General features: G+C 36.4%; 13 protein-coding genes. 6 read left to right on the top strand and 7 right to left on the bottom strand.

Translation table 11 applies throughout. The features are described 5' to 3' along the window. Positions 1–13: 13 nt before the first annotated feature. Positions 14–397, bottom strand: coding sequence for a cupin domain-containing protein (locus RN605_RS05185; protein ID WP_313322826.1), 384 nt, complete (start codon positions 395–397; stop codon positions 14–16). Positions 398–616: 219 nt separating this feature from the next. On the opposite strand from RN605_RS05185, the gene RN605_RS05190 reads away from it, so the two are divergent. From RN605_RS05190 to RN605_RS05200, 3 genes are all read left to right on the top strand, one after another. Beyond that, complete coding sequence (locus RN605_RS05190) at positions 617–976, top strand: TfoX/Sxy family protein (RefSeq protein ID WP_313322828.1); 360 nt, start codon at positions 617–619, stop codon at positions 974–976. A gap of 174 nt (positions 977–1,150) precedes the next feature. Beyond that, positions 1,151–2,638 (top strand): alkaline phosphatase PhoX, encoded by a 1,488-nt coding sequence (locus RN605_RS05195; protein WP_313322830.1) that lies wholly within the window; start codon positions 1,151–1,153, stop codon positions 2,636–2,638. Between the two features lie 70 nt (positions 2,639–2,708). After that, positions 2,709–4,490 (top strand): cytochrome c peroxidase, encoded by a 1,782-nt coding sequence (locus RN605_RS05200; protein WP_313322832.1) that lies wholly within the window; start codon positions 2,709–2,711, stop codon positions 4,488–4,490. Between the two features lie 50 nt (positions 4,491–4,540). Here the strand turns inward: RN605_RS05200 and RN605_RS05205 are convergent, their stop codons facing one another. Further along, positions 4,541–5,878 (bottom strand): hypothetical protein, encoded by a 1,338-nt coding sequence (locus RN605_RS05205; protein ID WP_313322833.1) that lies wholly within the window; start codon positions 5,876–5,878, stop codon positions 4,541–4,543. A 1-nt stretch (position 5,879) separates the two neighbouring features. Next, positions 5,880–7,301, bottom strand: coding sequence for a choice-of-anchor B family protein (locus RN605_RS05210; protein ID WP_313322834.1), 1,422 nt, complete (start codon positions 7,299–7,301; stop codon positions 5,880–5,882). Between the two features lie 166 nt (positions 7,302–7,467). On the opposite strand from RN605_RS05210, the gene RN605_RS05215 reads away from it, so the two are divergent. Beyond that, the gene (locus RN605_RS05215) at positions 7,468–8,034 is read left to right on the top strand and encodes a serine protease (RefSeq protein WP_313322835.1); all 567 of its coding nucleotides are present in this window, start codon (positions 7,468–7,470) and stop codon (positions 8,032–8,034) included. Positions 8,035–8,046: 12 nt separating this feature from the next. After that, on the top strand, positions 8,047–9,576 hold the full coding sequence (locus RN605_RS05220; protein ID WP_313322836.1) for a flotillin family protein: 1,530 nt from the start codon (positions 8,047–8,049) through the stop codon (positions 9,574–9,576). A 49-nt stretch (positions 9,577–9,625) separates the two neighbouring features. Here the strand turns inward: RN605_RS05220 and RN605_RS05225 are convergent, their stop codons facing one another. After that, complete coding sequence (locus tag RN605_RS05225; RefSeq protein ID WP_313322837.1) at positions 9,626–11,029, bottom strand: tail fiber domain-containing protein; 1,404 nt, start codon at positions 11,027–11,029, stop codon at positions 9,626–9,628. A gap of 216 nt (positions 11,030–11,245) precedes the next feature. Between RN605_RS05225 and RN605_RS05230 the strand changes: the two genes are divergently transcribed. Continuing rightward, positions 11,246–11,728, top strand: coding sequence for a nuclear transport factor 2 family protein (locus RN605_RS05230; RefSeq protein WP_313322838.1), 483 nt, complete (start codon positions 11,246–11,248; stop codon positions 11,726–11,728). Between the two features lie 88 nt (positions 11,729–11,816). Here the strand turns inward: RN605_RS05230 and RN605_RS05235 are convergent, their stop codons facing one another. The 3 genes from RN605_RS05235 to acs all read right to left on the bottom strand — a co-directional run bounded on the left by RN605_RS05235 (position 11,817) and on the right by acs (position 17,667). Next, positions 11,817–12,437 carry a hypothetical protein gene (locus tag RN605_RS05235; RefSeq protein WP_313322840.1) on the bottom strand — a complete coding sequence of 207 codons (621 nt, stop codon included), beginning with the start codon at positions 12,435–12,437 and terminating at the stop codon, positions 11,817–11,819. Between the two features lie 736 nt (positions 12,438–13,173). Then, positions 13,174–15,663, bottom strand: coding sequence for a zinc-dependent metalloprotease (locus RN605_RS05240; RefSeq protein ID WP_313322842.1), 2,490 nt, complete (start codon positions 15,661–15,663; stop codon positions 13,174–13,176). 96 nt (positions 15,664–15,759) lie between these two features. Beyond that, entirely contained in the window at positions 15,760–17,667 is a 1,908-nt protein-coding gene (gene acs, locus RN605_RS05245) for an acetate--CoA ligase (protein WP_313322844.1), read from the bottom strand. Positions 17,668–17,766 lie beyond the last annotated feature (99 nt).

Below are 17,766 nucleotides of genomic sequence, written 5' to 3' on the forward strand. Positions count from 1 at the left end.
TACTCTAAAATTTTTATTTGACCATTTCAATCATATGATTGATAACATGTGTATGCACTTTTTGTGGACTAAACATAATGATTTCGGCATCTTGATTAACGGAAACATTGTGTCCTGGTGGCCAATAAAACAAATCGTTTGCATTGACCGTTTCTTTTTCGCCATTAACATCAGTAGTGGTAACTTGACCACTCAAAAGAAAACCCCAATGAGGACATTGGCATAAGTTGCCTTCTAATCCGATGAACAAAGGTGTAGTATCTACTCCAGCTGAAAGACTGAAATATTCTCCACTAATTTTTCCTAATCCACTGGCATCACCAAAATCAGTTCTTTGTCTAACGATTGCTCCCGGAATTTGCATTTTTACTTCAATACTTTCTTTTGAAATTTTCATAATTATTTACTTTTTATTGTTTTAGATATAGATATCAAATTGAGTAGATTGAAATAGTTGAGCTTTGAATTTCTTTAAAGATACTGATTATATATTAGTTACAGACAGATAACACTTATTATGTTTAAAGTTGAAGCAATATAAAATCTAATTTAATGGGAACTGAAATTGGTATTATTTTCTACAAATTCATATTTTCGTAATTGAAAATAGCAACCTATGGCCTATAACGAAGATACTGTACAACGCATCCGTGAATATTTTCAAAAGAAAAAAGTTGACTTCTATGAAAAGAAAATGTTTGCTGGCGTTTGTTTTATGGTAGATGATAAAATGTGTTGTGGTAGCCATATTGATAAAAAAACCAATCAAGATTTTCTTCTTTGCCGAATTGCTCCTGAAGACTATGTAAATGCTTTGGAACAAGAAAACGTAATCCCAATGGATTTTACTGGTAAACCCATGAAAGGTTACATCTTTGTAACCGAAGATGGTCATAAAACAACAAAAGAACTCGTTTATTGGTTAGACCTATGCCTAAAATTCAATCCTTTGGCTAAATCGAGTAAAAAGAGATAACTCCCCAGTTAGTCTGACATTATTAGATTCTACTTTACAAAAAATTTACAATTTTACATTGTGTTAGCATTTGATTTACTATTTGTTTATGGATTGAAAAACTTAGCTTAAGACCTTCTGAGAATGGTTGAAATAAATTTGTAAAAAACAAACAACAATTAAAAAATTAAAGTTATGTATCAAAATTATTTAAGAAATTCGGTGCTGTTGGCAGTAGCTGGATTATTGTCTTTTAGCTGTCAAAACGAAGACGCTACAAGTGGTGAAGCAAACGTTGCTGCTAGAAAAGTTGATTTTCAATTAACTTCTACTACTCCGCCTTTAGCAGTTGCTCAACCAGGATTTGAGAATTTGACTATTAACTCATTAATCAGTAGTGAAGACATTTTACCATTATCTACAGGATTTGTTTATGGCGCTCAACCTGATGGTGCTGGTTTTATGAAAGACCCAAACTCTAACGGTTTTGTAATGATTACAAATCACGAGATTTTAAAATCAGTTTCAAGAGTATTCTTTGATGCTAATTTAACACCTAAGAAAGGAGAATATATTGTTGACGCTGTTGGTGGTCAAACAAGATTGTGTTCTGCTACATTAGCAACTCCACAAATTCATGGTTTTGGTCCAGTATTTTTAACAGCTGGTGAAAGTGGTGAAGAAAGTATGGTTCACGGTATTGATCCATTCGGATTGATATCTGATAAAAGCAGAACAGACAGAGTATTGCCTGCTTTAGGTAAAGCAAGTATGGAAAATGCTGTTCCTCTTCCAAAAAACACATTCCCAAACAAAACTGTTATCATTATTGGTGAAGACCAATCATACAGCACATCACACGCAAGTGCAGGACAATTATTAATGTATATGTCTGAAAATGTTGGTGATTTATCAAATGGTAAATTATATGCTTTAAAAAGAAACGACGGAAACCAAGTTGAAATGTCAATGACTGTTGGTTCTACTTATGGTGTAAGCTTTGTTGAGATTCCAAATGCTAAAAACTTAACTGGTGCAGCTATCAACACTACTGTAAACAACTTAGGTGCAATTCGTTTTTCAAGAGTTGAAGATGTTGACTATAAAAAAGGAAACAAAAAAGACAACAGAGAAATCTATTTCACTGCAACAGGACAAGCGAGTGCAAACATGCCAGTAGCAGGTTACACTATGTGGGGAAGAGTTTACCGTTTAAAAATGGACGACCACAACCCACTTGCAGGAACACTTGAGGTAGTTGTTGAAGGTGATTCTACTCCTGGGACTGGAATTATCAATCCAGATAACGTTTGTGTGACTGAAAACTATGTTTACATTCAAGAAGACGGAGATTCATACTATGCAGCAGCTCAACACGATTCATACATTTGGCAATATAACATTGCAACAAGAGAATTAAGACCTTGGATGACTATGAATCATCAAAGAACTAACCCAAGCTGGAATGCTGAATTCAACACAGTAAACGAAATGAGATATGGTAGCTGGGAATATGGTGCTATGGAAGACATTTCAAATGTTATTGGAGTTCCTGGAACATTTATCCTAAACATTCATCCTCATACATGGCAAAAAGATGCTTTCTTAAATGCTGATGGTAGTGGTTTGAATACTAACAAAGAAGGAGGACAAACGTTGTTAATCAGAAACGTTCAACGCTAATTGTTTTATCTAATACTAAAGAGCAACCTTTAATTGGGTTGCTCTTTCTGCTTTTATCCTATTATATCTCATGAAAATCAGTACTATTACCAAAATTTACACGCTATTCTTTACCTCCTTATTCTTTATTAGTTGCCAAACTGAATATAAAAAAACAACGATTAAAGAAGAACTTGTTAAGCAACTTGATGATTTGAAAATTGAAATTGAACAATTTAAAGTTGTAGTTGAACAAGACCAACCTTTAGAAAAAATACAAACCGCTTTTAATAAAACCCGTGCTGCTTATAAAAAGGTAGAATGGGCAGTTGAATATTTCACTCCCGATCCAGCACGATTTATAAACGGACCTGCTTTAGATGAACTAGAAGTAGAAGAAAACAAATTTTTACCTCCAAATGGTTTTCAGGTTATTGAGGAATTCATTTTCCCAGAATACGACCCGCAAAACAAATCTACTTTGATTAGAGAGATTGCTGTATTAAAAGGCAACATTGCTCAAGTTACCAATCATTTAAATGCTATAACTCTTTCACCTGATTTAGTTTTAGATGCCACAAAATTAGAAGTCTACAGAATACTGACACTTGGTATTACTGGGTTTGATTCGCCAGTAGCATTACAATCGATAAAAGAAACACCTTATAGCTTGAATGGTTTATTACCAATAATAGAAAAACTGAACGTAAACAACTCTAAAGAAGAAAAGGAATTAAAAAAACTAATAAGCGAAGCGGTTCGTTTTTGTGAAAAGAATACCTACTTCAATCAATTTGACAGAGCTAATTTTATCAAGTTGTATCTTAACCCGATAAGTGGAAGATTAGTAGCTTTTCAAAAAGACAACAACATTACAATGGTAAACCGAAACAGTGTTGTGAATCAAAATTCAGGAACGTTATTCTCTGCTGAAAGCTTTAATGTAGATGCTTTTATTCCTTCTAAAGAATATCTTTATAGCGATGCAAAAGCTGCTTTGGGAAAAGAACTTTTTTATGAAACTAAATTGTCAAAATCAAACGACCGAAGTTGTGCTTCCTGTCATCATCCTGATAAAGCTTTTACTGATGGCTTGAAAACAAACTCATCACTACTTGGATTAAAACTTCCAAGAAACACTCCTACACTTACCTATGCTTCACTTCAGAATGCTCAATTCTGGGATATGCGTCAAGCTGATTTAGAAAAGCAAAGTTTGGCTGTTATTCAAAATAGAGATGAAATGCATGGCGATTTAAAAAACAGCATTCCTCTTCTTGAAAAAGAACCAAAATACCAATCGCTTTTTCAAAAAGCATTTAACACAACTTCAAACATTGAAGAATGGCAGGTTCAAAATGCTATTGCTTCTTATATTCGCTCGCTGAACAAATTCAATTCAAAATTCGACTTATATTTCCAATCTAAAGGTTCTTTTACTGAAGAAGAAAAATTAGGTTTCAATTTGTTTGCAGGAAAAGCAAAATGTGCCACTTGTCATTTTATTCCATTATTCAACGGAACGGTACCGCCAGTTTATCGAAAAACAGAACAGGAAGTTATTGGAACTCCTCAAACAAATAAAGGCTTGGCTATTAGTGAAGATTTGGGTAGATATTATCAATACAAAATGCCTCAATTGAAAAATGCATTCAAAACACCTACACTTAGAAACGTAGCATTGACTGCACCTTACATGCATAATGGTGTTTATGATTCACTAGAACAAGTGGTTGATTTTTATAACAAAGGTGGTGGCGTTGGAATGGGGTTACATATAGAAAATCAAACCTTACCTCCAGATAATTTAAATCTTACTAAAGCAGAAGAAAAAGCACTTATTGCCTTTCTTAAGACTTTGACAGATGAATAAAACTAAAAAGCACTTCAATTGAAGTGCTTTTTTTGCATCTCATTAATGGTTTACTCTAACTTAATTACAAAGCGGTCGTTCATTCCTTTGTTTAGGTTAAAATTACCGTCGCTGCTTTGTGTATCGCCAACTAGGTAGAGTTTGCCGTCTTTGGTTTGTGCTACATCATAAGCTAGGTCAAAATCAGTTCCGCCAAAGGTTTTTTCCCAATGGATGGTAGAGTTTGCATAGGCATCAATTTCGAATAAATAAATATCGTTTTGACCTTTATTGGTAAACTGTGCCGTGGTACTGCGGGTATGCCCAATCACTACAAAGGTATTATAACTCGTTTTCTTGATGGAAGTAGCCGTTTCAAACTCACTACCACCAAATGATTTCTCCCAAATCAATTCGCCATGCTCGTTAAGGTGAATCACCCAAACATCGCTGTTGCCTTTTGGATGTTTTATATCGCCTTCTACACTATTGGATTGACCTACTATTAAATAGGAATTAAAATCAGTCTTCACGATGCCATAGGCCTGGTCAATATCAGGTCCGCCAAAGTTCTTTTTCCAATGCAAATGGCCTTCGGCATCAATATTAATTACCCAGTAATCATAGCTTCCTTTAGGATTCTCCACATCAAAATCAGGGCTTTCCGAATAACCCACCATAACGATTCCGCCTTCATTGTCTTCAACAATATCATTCACGCGGTCGTTCATAGTTCCGCCATAATAACGATACCACATGAAATCGCCGTTTGCATCCAATCGGATTCCGAAAAACTCACCTACTCCATGTTGCACACCTCTACCCATTTGATGTCCTTCACCATTTCCTGATTGACCTATTAGTCCAGCATAATCTGCAAAACCAGCCACAAAGTAACCACCATCACTCATTTGAATAATTTTATGCGCATGGTCGTGACTCATAAAACCATAAGACTTGCTCCAAATGATTTCGCCATCTTCATCAATTTTGATAATATAAAAATCGTGAAATCCTTGATTAGAAGGCACATCATAATCTGCACTACCCGAATAACCAGCAATTACATAATTATCATCATTCGTATGAATGATACTATAGCCATAATCATCTCCTGAACCGCCATAGGTTTTATTCCAAAGAACATTTCCTGAGGCATCAAATCGGGTTACCCAAACATCATATAAATCATGAGTTTTAACTACATCGCCATCATTACTACGCGTAGAACCAACGACCATCAAACCACCATCTGGTGTTGCTACAGCGCTACTGGTATTGTCTTCTTGGCTTCCACCAATGGTTTTTGCCCATGCTACTTTTCCTTGAAATGAAGTAGTAGCACGTTCCTCGCTTTCACAAGAAAACAACATTACCGCAACCAGAAATAAGCAAACAAGATTTTTCATTTTAATTTACCATCAGTTTTTGTACTTGCAAATCATTGACTTTTACAAAATACAATCCTTTTTGAAATTGACTCACATCTAAAGTTGCTGTCAATGTATTATTTAAATTCGTAGTATAAATTGTTTTCCCCAGCGTGTCAAATACCTGAATGGTATTCATTTCTACTTCACTGGTAATAGTAAGTAGGTCATTTGCAGGATTTGGCGCAAGCGCTACTTTGTTTTTAGCAATTTGCTGATTGTTTAACAGCGGACTTTGCAAACGTAAAACAAACAAACCACGCTCAATATCACTAACAATAATGTTACCGCTTGGAAAATAAGGATACACACTCCACGCACCATTAAACTGTGCGCTGTTACTAGCCGGATACGTATCAAAAAAACCAACTTCGTTCATCGAACCTGTTTCGATGTTAGTCATGTCCATAATTCGGTAGCCTGCGCGGTAACTTGCCAAATGAAACTGACTGCCTTTTGTATAACCATTGTGGTCAATAGCTGGCGAAGTTCCAGTGTAGTTAAAGTTTAGCACCGGATTATCAATATCTGATACATTGATTACTATTGAACGTGTATTGAATCCAAAGTTACTCTCATCCAATTCATCACCAATGATAAAATATTTATGGTCAGGCGTTAACCAACCTTGATGCGTATAAGCCGTATTAGAATAAGTAAACGTTGACAACAAAACCGGGTTGGCTTTATTGGTCATGTCAACAATCACTACTTTATCTTCATTACATCCAAAAAACAATTCCTTACCTACATGAGCAGTATCAGGACCGTTATAGGTTACAATTTGTGCATCGTGTGTATAACCTTGTGCACTGTAACCCAATGCCAAAACTGGATTTAAAGGATTTTGAATATTTACCACATGTGCACCACCTGAAAAAGTATTGGAACCTATACAATAAGCAAAACCCGTTGCCTCATTGATTGCAATATTATGACATCTTCCAAAACCAGTATAATGTGCATCGGGAGTAAAAGTTTGTGGTGCCGTTTGATTGCGCAATCTCGTCAAATCAAACACTTGCATTCCATGTCCTGTAGCTTCTGAAACGATAAAAGCATAATTATTATACACTTTAATATCACGCCAAAGACTGTTTACCCCATTGGTTGAAACCACTTTTCCAAGATAAATTGGAGCAGCCGGATTAGTAATATCTACAAAAGCGGTATGACTGGTGCAACCCATCAAAGCATATTCTTTATTAGTCAACGGGTCAGTCCAACCCCAACAATCGTTACCTTGCGTATTGGATGTGCCGCCAATTTGAGCAGGTGTTAAATTAGCCATCAAATCAACCATATTACAAGGAAACGTTCCTGCAAAACCAGCCGTACAAACCGTTTGACTAAAAGATAATGAACTCGTTAAGAATAATGCTAAAAGTAGTTTTGTTTTCATATACAATTTTAAAGAAAGTTCAAAGCTATTGAAAAGAATTGATTTTTACTATTCTACAATTCTTAAATTAAAGATACCGTTAATAATCTCAAAAAAATATTTATCCTACAATTTGTAACTTTCAAATAAAGTGTGCGTATAATCATAACATTTGAAAAATATCCCTATGAACTTTCTCGAAAACTTGGAACCTTTACTTAAAGCGTTTTGGTATATCGCTTTGCCTGTAAGTTTGTTTTTTATTTTACAAACCATCCTCACCTTCACTGGTTTTGGCGGTGCCGATGCCGACGTGGAAGTAGAAGTAGAAAGCCATGACGTTAGTGATGCACCGTTTGAATTATTCAGTTTACGTAACCTCATCAACTTTTTGCTGGGTTTCAGCTGGACAGGTATTTCGTTCTACGATGTCATAGAAAACAAAAGCGTTTTGATTATCGTTGCCGTTGTGGTAGGTATTATCTTTGTAGGCTTGTTCTTCTTCATCATCAAGCAGATTATGCGTTTGGGAGAAAACAACTCGTTTACTATCGATAAAACCCTAAACCAAACCGGAACAGTTTATCTTACCATTCCCGAAAAGAAATCAGGAAGAGGTAAAATTCAAATCAGCATTAATGGTTCCTATCACGAATTGGATGCTGTTACTGAAAATGAAAAGCTAGAAACTGGAAGCATCGTAAGAGTTATTGGTGTAGACCAAAACGCATTAGTATTAGTAGAAAAAATTTAATCCTTTATATATATGTCACAAATTATTATTATCGTGGTTGCTGTTGTAGTGTTGTTTGTTACTATAACCGCGTTGATTTCTCGTTACAAACGTTGTCCATCAGATAAAATTTTAGTTATCTATGGAAAAACAGGTGGCACGTCTGCAAAGTGTGTTCATGGTGGTGGAGCTTTCATTTGGCCTGTAATTCAAGACTATGCTTATCTTGATTTAAAACCCATTTCCATTGAAGCCAATCTAACCAATGCACTTTCAAGACAAAATATTCGTGTGGATGTTCCATGTCGTTTTACTATCGCTATTTCTACCGAAGCCGATAGTATGAATACGGCTGCTGAGCGTCTTTTAGGATTAAGTCCCGACCAGATTCAGGAGTTGGCAAAAGACATTCTTTTTGGTCAGTTGCGTTTAGTTATCGCTACCATGACTATTGAAGAAATCAACTCTGATAGAGATAAGTTCTTAGACAACATCTCTAAAAACGTAGATTCTGAGTTAAAGAAAATTGGTTTGAAACTGATAAACGTAAACGTTACCGATATCAAAGACGAATCAGGTTATATTGAAGCTTTGGGTAAAGAAGCAGCGGCGAAAGCTATTAACGAAGCTAAAATTTCGGTAGCCGAGCAAGAAAAAATCGGGGAAACTGGTAAAGCAATGGCCGACCGTGAAAAAGACGTTCAAATTGCCGAAACACACCGTGACCGTGATGTGAAAATTGCTATTACCAACAAAGACAAAGAAGTTAGCATAGCCGAAGCTTTTAAAGATGAAAGTATTGGTAAAGCTGAAGCGCAAAGAGATACCCGTGTAAAAACCTCAGAAGCCAATGCTATTGCTATCCAAGGGGAAAACGAAGCCAAGATTGCCATTGCACAATCGGAAGCTACCCGTAGAGAAAAAGAAGCCGAAGCGTTGCGTATTGCCTTAGCGTCTGAAAAAGTACAAAGTGCAAAAGCATTAGAAGAATCATACGTTGCAGAGCAAAAAGCAGAGCAAGCACGTGCCGAAAGAGAACGCTCTACGCAAAATGCCAACGTGGTTATTCCTGCGGAAATTGCCAAACAAAAAGCCATCATCGATGCTCAAGCAGAAGCAGAACGCATCCGTGTTCAGGCAAAAGGGGAAGCTGATGCTATCTTTGCTAAGATGGAAGCCGAAGCAAAAGGTTTGTATGAAATACTAACCAAGCAAGCCGAAGGGTATCGCGAAGTTGTTGGTGCTGCTGGTGGTGACCCAACCAAAGCGTTCCAATTATTGTTAATTGAAAAATTACCAGAATTGGTGAAAACACAAGTTGAAGCTGTGAAAAACATCAAGATTGATAAAATCACTGTTTGGGATTCAGGTAACAATACCGATGGTAATGGTTCTACCGCCAATTTCGTTTCGGGTATGATGAAAACCGTGCCACCGTTGAACGATTTGTTTAACATGGCAGGATTGAATTTGCCTACTTACTTAAAAGGGGAAAACCCAACAGAAGAAAGCAGCGTTCAAACCGAAACCAAAACCGATGACAACAGCGAAGAGAAAATCTAATTTCTTTTAGTTAAAATACGAAACCGCTCATTAAACTGGGCGGTTTTTTTTAGTTTTTATTCTCTAAATTTTGTACACGTTCTAATAGTTCATCAAGTAATTCATTTTGATTTATTAATTCAGCTTTTAGACTGTCATTTTCTGCTTTTAGCTCTTTTATTGCGTTGATAGAAGCAACTAGAATAGGATGCATATTAAAGTTTAAATACCCATCGTCATCTGCACCAACCGCTTCTGGGAAAAGAGGTTGCACTTCTTGTGCTAAAAAACCCGAAAACTCCGTTTCAAGGACTTCTTTTTCAAATGTTTTTGAACCTACATTTTTGTAATTATACAGTACAGGTCTTAATTGCATAATTTCATTTAATCCTTTATTATATAAACTATTCACTGTTTTTAGTCTTTCGTCTGAAGTTACTGTCCATGTAGTAGTACCTGGTTTTCTTCCTTCATTTAACGATAATTCAAATTGTCCACCTGGTGTAATGTTTCCTATAGAAACTCTACCACTTTTTAGAATGGTAAAAGCGTTTCTTCTTTCGTCTGTGGCAAATGTCCCGTCGTCTACTGAATTGTTATTGTTTAAATCAACAGCATTTCCCACCACAAATAAACGGTCTGCGGCATTGGCTGCTCTAAACTGAGTATTTCCATTTGTACTGATGGTATAAGGTGTTGCTCCAATTCCCAAAACAGTTTCCCCTATACTATAACTAGTATTTGTAAGTCCGAAAGCGCTAGAATAAGACCCACTGGCTGTCGTAAAACGACCAAAAGCTAGAGAACTGATTCCACTTGCGGTAGCTTGATACCCTGCTGCAAATGAGCCAGCACCCGTAGCATTTGCATTCCCAAAAGCACTTGAAAAATTTCCACTGGCTAGAGAATAAATTCCAAAGGCTACAGAATGTTGACCTACATTGGCATCGTCCCAAAAACCGGCTATTGATTCTCCTGCTCTAAATGCAGCTTTTCTGGGATTCCAAAACATTTTTACGCCATCACCCGCTAGAGCTACAGCGCCACTACCCAAAGTTCCGGTACTTGCCAAACCATCTGTTCCTGCTATGGTTAAAGCTCCTGCATCTGCCGTTATGGTTTTACCAAGTCCTGCGCCACCAAAGTCATAAGCTTGGTCTAAAGTACTCCCAGTTGCTCCTCCGCCTATACCAATCCACGTGGTCGTGGGGTTATTCCAATAATAAAAACCTGGAGGGTTAGCACCCACGGTAGTAGTTAAATAAACCAACATTCCTTGTTGTGCCGCTGTGGGTAAAGTTGCGGGAAAGGCATCTACCTTAGGAATAAGAATTCCGTCAGTATTTGTTGGGGTGGCTTGATTAGTAGATTTAATTTCTAGTTGCGCATTTGGGGTTGTAGTGTTAATACCTACTTGCGAATACAATGATTGAGAAATTAAATAAAAAACGAGTAATAATGTTTCCTTTTTCATACTCAAAAAATTAATTTATTTCTTTCTTCTCAAAGATAATTCTATTTTTTTAAAGTATCAATTTGTAAACGAACGAATTAAGTGTCAAAATATTTAAAAAAACTATATATCAGTCAAAAAAACACCAACCCCAAAGTTCTAATATTGGTAGGCAGGTATTCCAATTCCTTCAACACAAAACAATCCCATCACCTTAAAATTACTACATTTGTTACTATGAATAAACCACTACTCTTTGCGCTAACCCTATGCCTCTGCCTCGCCTCTTGTAATTCTGCAAAGAAAGCAGCAGCCGATACACAGCCCAAATACGAAATAAAAGACCAGGAACTCTACAACCAGATTGTAGCGATGGACAAAACCTTTTTTGATGCCTACAACACTTGCGATTTAGACAAACAAGCCACCATCTATGCCGACGATATTGAGTTTTACCACGACCTCGGCGGTCTCTCAACCTCAAAACAAGACATCCTTGAAGGTACCAAAAATAACATCTGCGGAAAAGTAACCCGCGAACTCGTAGCAGGAACCATAGAAGTCTATCCCATTAAAAACTATGGCGCCGTAGAAATTGGCTACCACAAATTCCACAACAAACAGGAACCAAACGCCGTTTCACATCCCAGCAAGTTCATCATCATGTGGCACTACACCAACAACCAATGGAAAATCAATAAAGTAGTAAGCCTGCATTAAAAAAACAACTTGCTCCTTAGTTGTGATACTTACAAAGGAAGCATCGCATAACTTTGATAAAAAGTACAGTAATTACGCCAAACGGCTGTTAGGCGCAGCTTTTGAATGATTCGGCTAAACTTTCAAGCTCACTTTGGTCAAGAGTTTCATTTCTGTCAAATGCAAACAATAGCAAAACATAATCATTAAATCCAAATGTTATAATTCTCAACCTTGCAGAATTTACTTTTGAATCTTCAATAAAATCATAATCAAAAAGTATATCGCTAGATTGGCAAAATTCATAAAAACCTCTTTTCTGAATTTTAGGTTCATTAATCGGCGCACTAGTAAATTTTAAAAAGTATCTTATTTCCATTTGTTCATACTTATTAATACTTCTCAAATGCAATAACGTATTTCCAGTCAGAGTCTTTTTAGGATACAATGCTAAGGCGATGCGAATGTCATTTTGCCCATTCTTTTTTAAAAGAATTTGTGGTTTTGGAAAACAATCTCGCACAGCGTTTCTATCTTTCTTTTTAAATTCTTCTTTCTGTGGAAAACTGTATTTAGAAATAAAGTTATCGAATTCGGACAAATCAGCATACTGCCAATTATTCAAAGGAAGAATGGTTTTTATATCATTAAAAACTATCTTATTGCTTTCAATGTCAATGTTTTTACATTGTCCAAATTTTTTGTGAGTGAGAAAGTCTGTTAATTTCAAAGCGGATGTTCTTAAAAGTTGCACCTAACTTGTATATATGTTCACCAAAAGTATACATGTCTACACAATTTTGGATGTATATGCGTACCTTTTAGTAACTTTTATTTTATCAAATGTAGTCAATCCCATTATTATAAAAAAGGGGGAAATCCCCCTAATTTTAATTGTTAATTGTGAATTTGTAATTATGGGCTGCTATTATGAGTTGGAAAGGTATTTTTTTGAGATTTTCATCATTTTTGTCTTAAAAACAGTATTTTATAAGAAAAAAGAAATAATTTTTTGTTACTTTCATCAATGTAACGGGTGACGATTATTAAAACACGGCTTCCTTTTATCAATGTAACGCCTTCCTTTTTTGAAAACACGCCTTCCTATTATCAATGTAACGCCTTCCTTTTTTAAAAACACGCCTTCCTTTTATCAATGTAAGGGGTTCCTTTTTTAAAAACACGGGTGTCAATTGAATATGTTTGCTTGACAATTGTGTATGTTTTTATGGAATTTGGATTTGTTTTTGTGGAATTTGGATTTGTTTTTGTGGAATTTGGATTTGTTTTGATGACAATTGGCTTTGAAAGGCAAACAATTGAGAATGATTTGAAGAAGATTTGCATTTACTAGATGCCTTTTTAATTTGCTTGTGTGAGATTAACAATTGTTTTAATGAAATCAATGATTTTTTAAGAGAAAGTGATATTAAAAGAAAAACCGCCGAAAAGGCGGTTCACTCATTCTATTTCTTAGGATTTAGTATTTTATCAATCCTACTGATGCAATCGTCATAATGATACTTCGTTTCCAAGTTAACACCACCGTTTTTTGCCACTTTCAATTGCGCCAATAAGGCTTTCAACTCACCTCTAACCAGCGCCGGCACATCCGATTGTGAGGTTACATAAAAATCATCACCACGAGTATTCGTCATCTTTCCTGTCATTAAATACTCCATGCGCTCAAGGTAAGCTCGTTGCAAATTTCGACGATACACCGAAACATTTTGTCCGCTGCTGGCTTCTTTCCATAGTCCTTTGCGTAGTTGTGTCATGAAGGTTAACGGTTTATAATTCGCATCACTGAGCGTAGTTCCGTCCGTCAATCTACCCAAAGTTTCAAAACTCAACAGTCGGTTTAAAAAACGAGCTTGTACACTTCTGAAGGTTTCGGTATAACCCGCATAGGCCGTGTTTTCCAAAACCGTATTGTTTACCAACCACGTTGGCGAGTTGAATGCATTGTTTAACAACCATTGCAACGCTGCTTCCTGCTTGGCTTTTGGCACTACATTATAAACATCACCCGCTTGATTAGGCTTTTTATAATTTTCATACACACCACCAATATTCGTAGCCACATGTCCAACATAACGGCTCCAGCATCCTAACAACTCATCATAAAGCTCTTTTAAATCTTCATAATCATTGGTCTTTTTACTCGTCCATGCAGGTAAATTTTCAGCAACAAACTTTAAATTTTTCAACGCATACGTACTCGATTTCACAGCATCATTCCCAATATCTTCTGTTTGTGACCTTGGGTCAAATGAACTTCCTTGACTCCCAAAACGATAAATAGGATTGTTTGCTTTTTCTAAAATCCATTTATCCAGCGTTGCCACTTCTTCTTCAGGTGTTTTAAATTGCGACAAGTATCGATAACCCCAGTTAGTAGCATAATAATCATAAGGTCCCATTTGACGAATGAAACGAACATCGCCATCACCCGGTTGTGCCACATAATTAAAACGGGCATAATCCATAATGGTAGCCGCTATTCCAAACTCTTTAGTAAACGCAGGTTTACGCAAATCCTCAACATCATAAGCACAGCTAGCACCCATATTATGTGGGAATCCCAAAGCATGACCTACTTCGTGGGCAATAACCATTTGCATCATTTCGCCCATGTCTTCATCGCTTGTATCCAAAGTTCTTGCTTTTGGATTAGCAGCACCGGTTTCCAATAAATATCGGTTTCTATACGAACGCAAATGATTGTGATACCAAATAATATCACTCTCAATAATTTCACCCGTTCTTGGGTCAGAAACACTCGGGCCAACCGCATTACGCGTAGTACTCGCCACATAGCGAATCACCGAATAACGAATATCCTCCGGACTAAAGTCTGGGTCTTCTTCTTTCGTTGGCGGGTATTTACATTGAATAGCGTTTTTAAAACCAGCTACTTCAAAAACTTTTTGCCACTCTTCTACTCCAGCTTTAATGTATTTGCGCAATTTCTCAGGTGTTGCCGGGTCTAAATAATATACGATAGGTTTAATAGGTTCTACTAATTCCCCACGATTATATGCCGCTTCATCTTTAGGTTCCAATCGCCATTTTCTAATAAAACGCTTCTCATCTGATTTCAATGCTTCACTGGAATAATCATAATGACTCGTAGTAAACCAGCCTACTCTTTCGTCAAAAAGTCTTGGCTTCATTGGTACTTCGGGCAATAAAATCATCGATTGATTCATTTGAAGACTAATCGACTCCGTATCTTCCAGCACAGGCGGTTTTGAAGCGTTATAGGTAAAATCCTGAACTACTTCAATATTCATCGGAAATGATTTTACGGAAGTAATAAAACTACGCGAATCATCCAGGTTTTTTACTTTATAAGCCTCACGCATCTGCGATGATAAACCGCTTAATGCTCTCACATCACTACTATAAAACTTAGTAACATCAATCACCACAGCACTCGAATCTTTGGTAAAAGCAGCAATGTCAAACGCATACAAAGTTGGCTCATAATTATTAGCTTTCACTGAAATGTTTATCGGCAAACTATCATTAGCAACCGCCGCATACGACTTTACTTTAATTAAAACTTTATCCTGAAAACGCTCCCAAGTAATGAGTTGTTCATTTGCTTCAGAACCAGCATTCACATATCCACCACCAAGTCCAGAAGGTAGTTTGGCAATACGACTCACCAACAACATTTCTTTGCCTAACAACTTAGTAGGGATTTCGAAAAAGTGTTTATCGGCAACTCTATGCGTTTTAAAAAGACCATCATCGGTTTTAGCCTCTTTAGTAATAACCTGATTGTAGTCTTTGATTTTTTTATCTTTTGCTTTTTGAGCTTCGGCATTTTTTTGAGCCATTGCTTTGGCGGCGGCTTCTTGTTCTTTCTTTTTCTTTTTAGATTGTCCTAAGGACGAACACGAACTAATAACTAGTGCCACAACCAATAGAAGAGTAATTTTTTTCATAAACATATATAAAGGTAACTTTCAAAAATAATAATCGATGTTAAAATGACCTAACTATTAAGTTTAATTTATGATTTGTCCAAAAAAAAAGGAAGCTTAAAGCTTCCCGTTTTTAATTTCTTCTACACACTCAGGATTGAGCAGGGTTGATGTATCGCCAAAGTTACTAAAGTCGCCTTCGGCTATTTTTCTTAGAATTCTACGCATGATTTTTCCTGAACGTGTTTTTGGTAATCCCGATACAAACTGAATTTTATCAAGCTTTGCAATTGGTCCGACTTGGTCAGAAATCAATTGATTAATTTCAATGGCAAGATTTTCTTGTTTTCTACCTTCACCTGTTTCTTTTAAAATTACAAATCCATACAAAGCATTTCCTTTAATATCGTGTGGGAAACCAACAATAGCACTTTCGGCTACCGCTGGATGCTCATTGATAGCATCTTCTATTGGTGCGGTTCCTAAATTATGTCCTGAAACGATAATGACATCATCTACTCTACCTGTAATTCTGTAATATCCCACTTCATCGCGCAAAGCACCATCACCTGTGAAATATTTACCAGGGAAAGCAGTAAAATAAGTTTCTTTAAAACGCTGGTGGTCGCCCCAAATGGTTCGCGCCATAGATGGCCATGGGAACTTAATGCATAAACTACCCGTTACTTGATTACCTTCAATTTCATTGCGCAATTCATCCATTAACACGGGTTGCACTCCAGGTAAAGGCAAAGTTGCATAAGTAGGTTTTGTAGGCGTGATAAACGGAATAGGAGAAATCATGATTCCACCAGTTTCGGTTTGCCACCAAGTATCTACCAATGGGCAACGTTTTCCGCCAACATGGTCGTTATACCAATGCCAAGCTTCTTCGTTGATAGGTTCGCCTACTGATCCAATAACTTTTAATGATTTTAAAGGATATTTTTGAACGAAGTCTATACTTTCTTTTGCCAATGATCTAATGGCAGTTGGTGCGGTATAAAATTGGTTTACCTGATGTTTTTCAATGATATCCCAGAAACGACTGAAATTAGGATAAGAAGGAACTCCTTCGAACATTACTGTGGTAGCACCATTTAATAATGGTCCGTAAAGTATATAGGAATGACCGGTAATCCAACCTATATCGGCAGTACACCAATAGACATCGTTCTCTTCGTAATTGAATATATTTTTAAAGGTATAAGCGGTATAAACCATATAGCCTGCGGTGGTATGCACCATGCCTTTAGGTTTTCCTGTTGAACCTGAAGTATATAGAATAAACAACGGATCTTCTGCATCCATTACTTCGGCAACATTGTTTGGAATGGCTTCGTCTAATAAAGGTTGTAACCAAATATCACGACCTTCTTTCATGTTTACATTTGTATTGGTTCTTTTAACAACCAAAACTTTTTCGACACCAGGTGCTTTCTCTAAAGCTTCGTCAACAATACTTTTTAAATCGATGGTTTTATCACCACGATAGCTTCCATCAGAAGTTATAACCAGTTTAGAATCGCAATCGTTGATTCGAGCAGCTACTGCTGACGCCGAAAATCCTGCAAAAACAACCGAATGAACCGCTCCTATTCTTGCACATGCTAAAACAGCAACAGCCAATTCAGGAATCATTGGGAGGTAAATACAAACTCTATCTCCTTTTTGTACACCTTGCTCGCGTAATACATTTGCCATCTTGGCCACTCTGGCATACAACTCATTATAGGTTATATGTTGGGCTTCTTCATCGGGATTATTTGGTTCGAATAGAATAGCGGTTTTATCTCCACGACGTGCTAAATGCCTGTCGATACAGTTTTTAGTAATGTTTAGTTTGGCATCAATAAACCAACGGAATTTTGCTTCCTGAAAATCGAAATCAAATACTTTTTCCCATTTTTGATACCATGAAAAGTTATCATCGGCTATTTTGTCCCAAAACTTTCTCGGCTCACGAACCGATTTTTTATACATTTTAAAATAATTCTCTAGATCGTGTATTTTGTAATAACTCATCCTATTAAAATTTATATGGTGCTTACTAAATTATTTTTCCAAATTTAGGTAATTAGGATTAAATATTAATCGATTGCATTCAAAGTTTTATTACCTTAA

Origin of the sequence: Flavobacterium sp. PMTSA4 (assembly GCF_032098525.1) — a bacterium.
GTDB classification, from domain to species: domain Bacteria; phylum Bacteroidota; class Bacteroidia; order Flavobacteriales; family Flavobacteriaceae; genus Flavobacterium; species Flavobacterium capsici.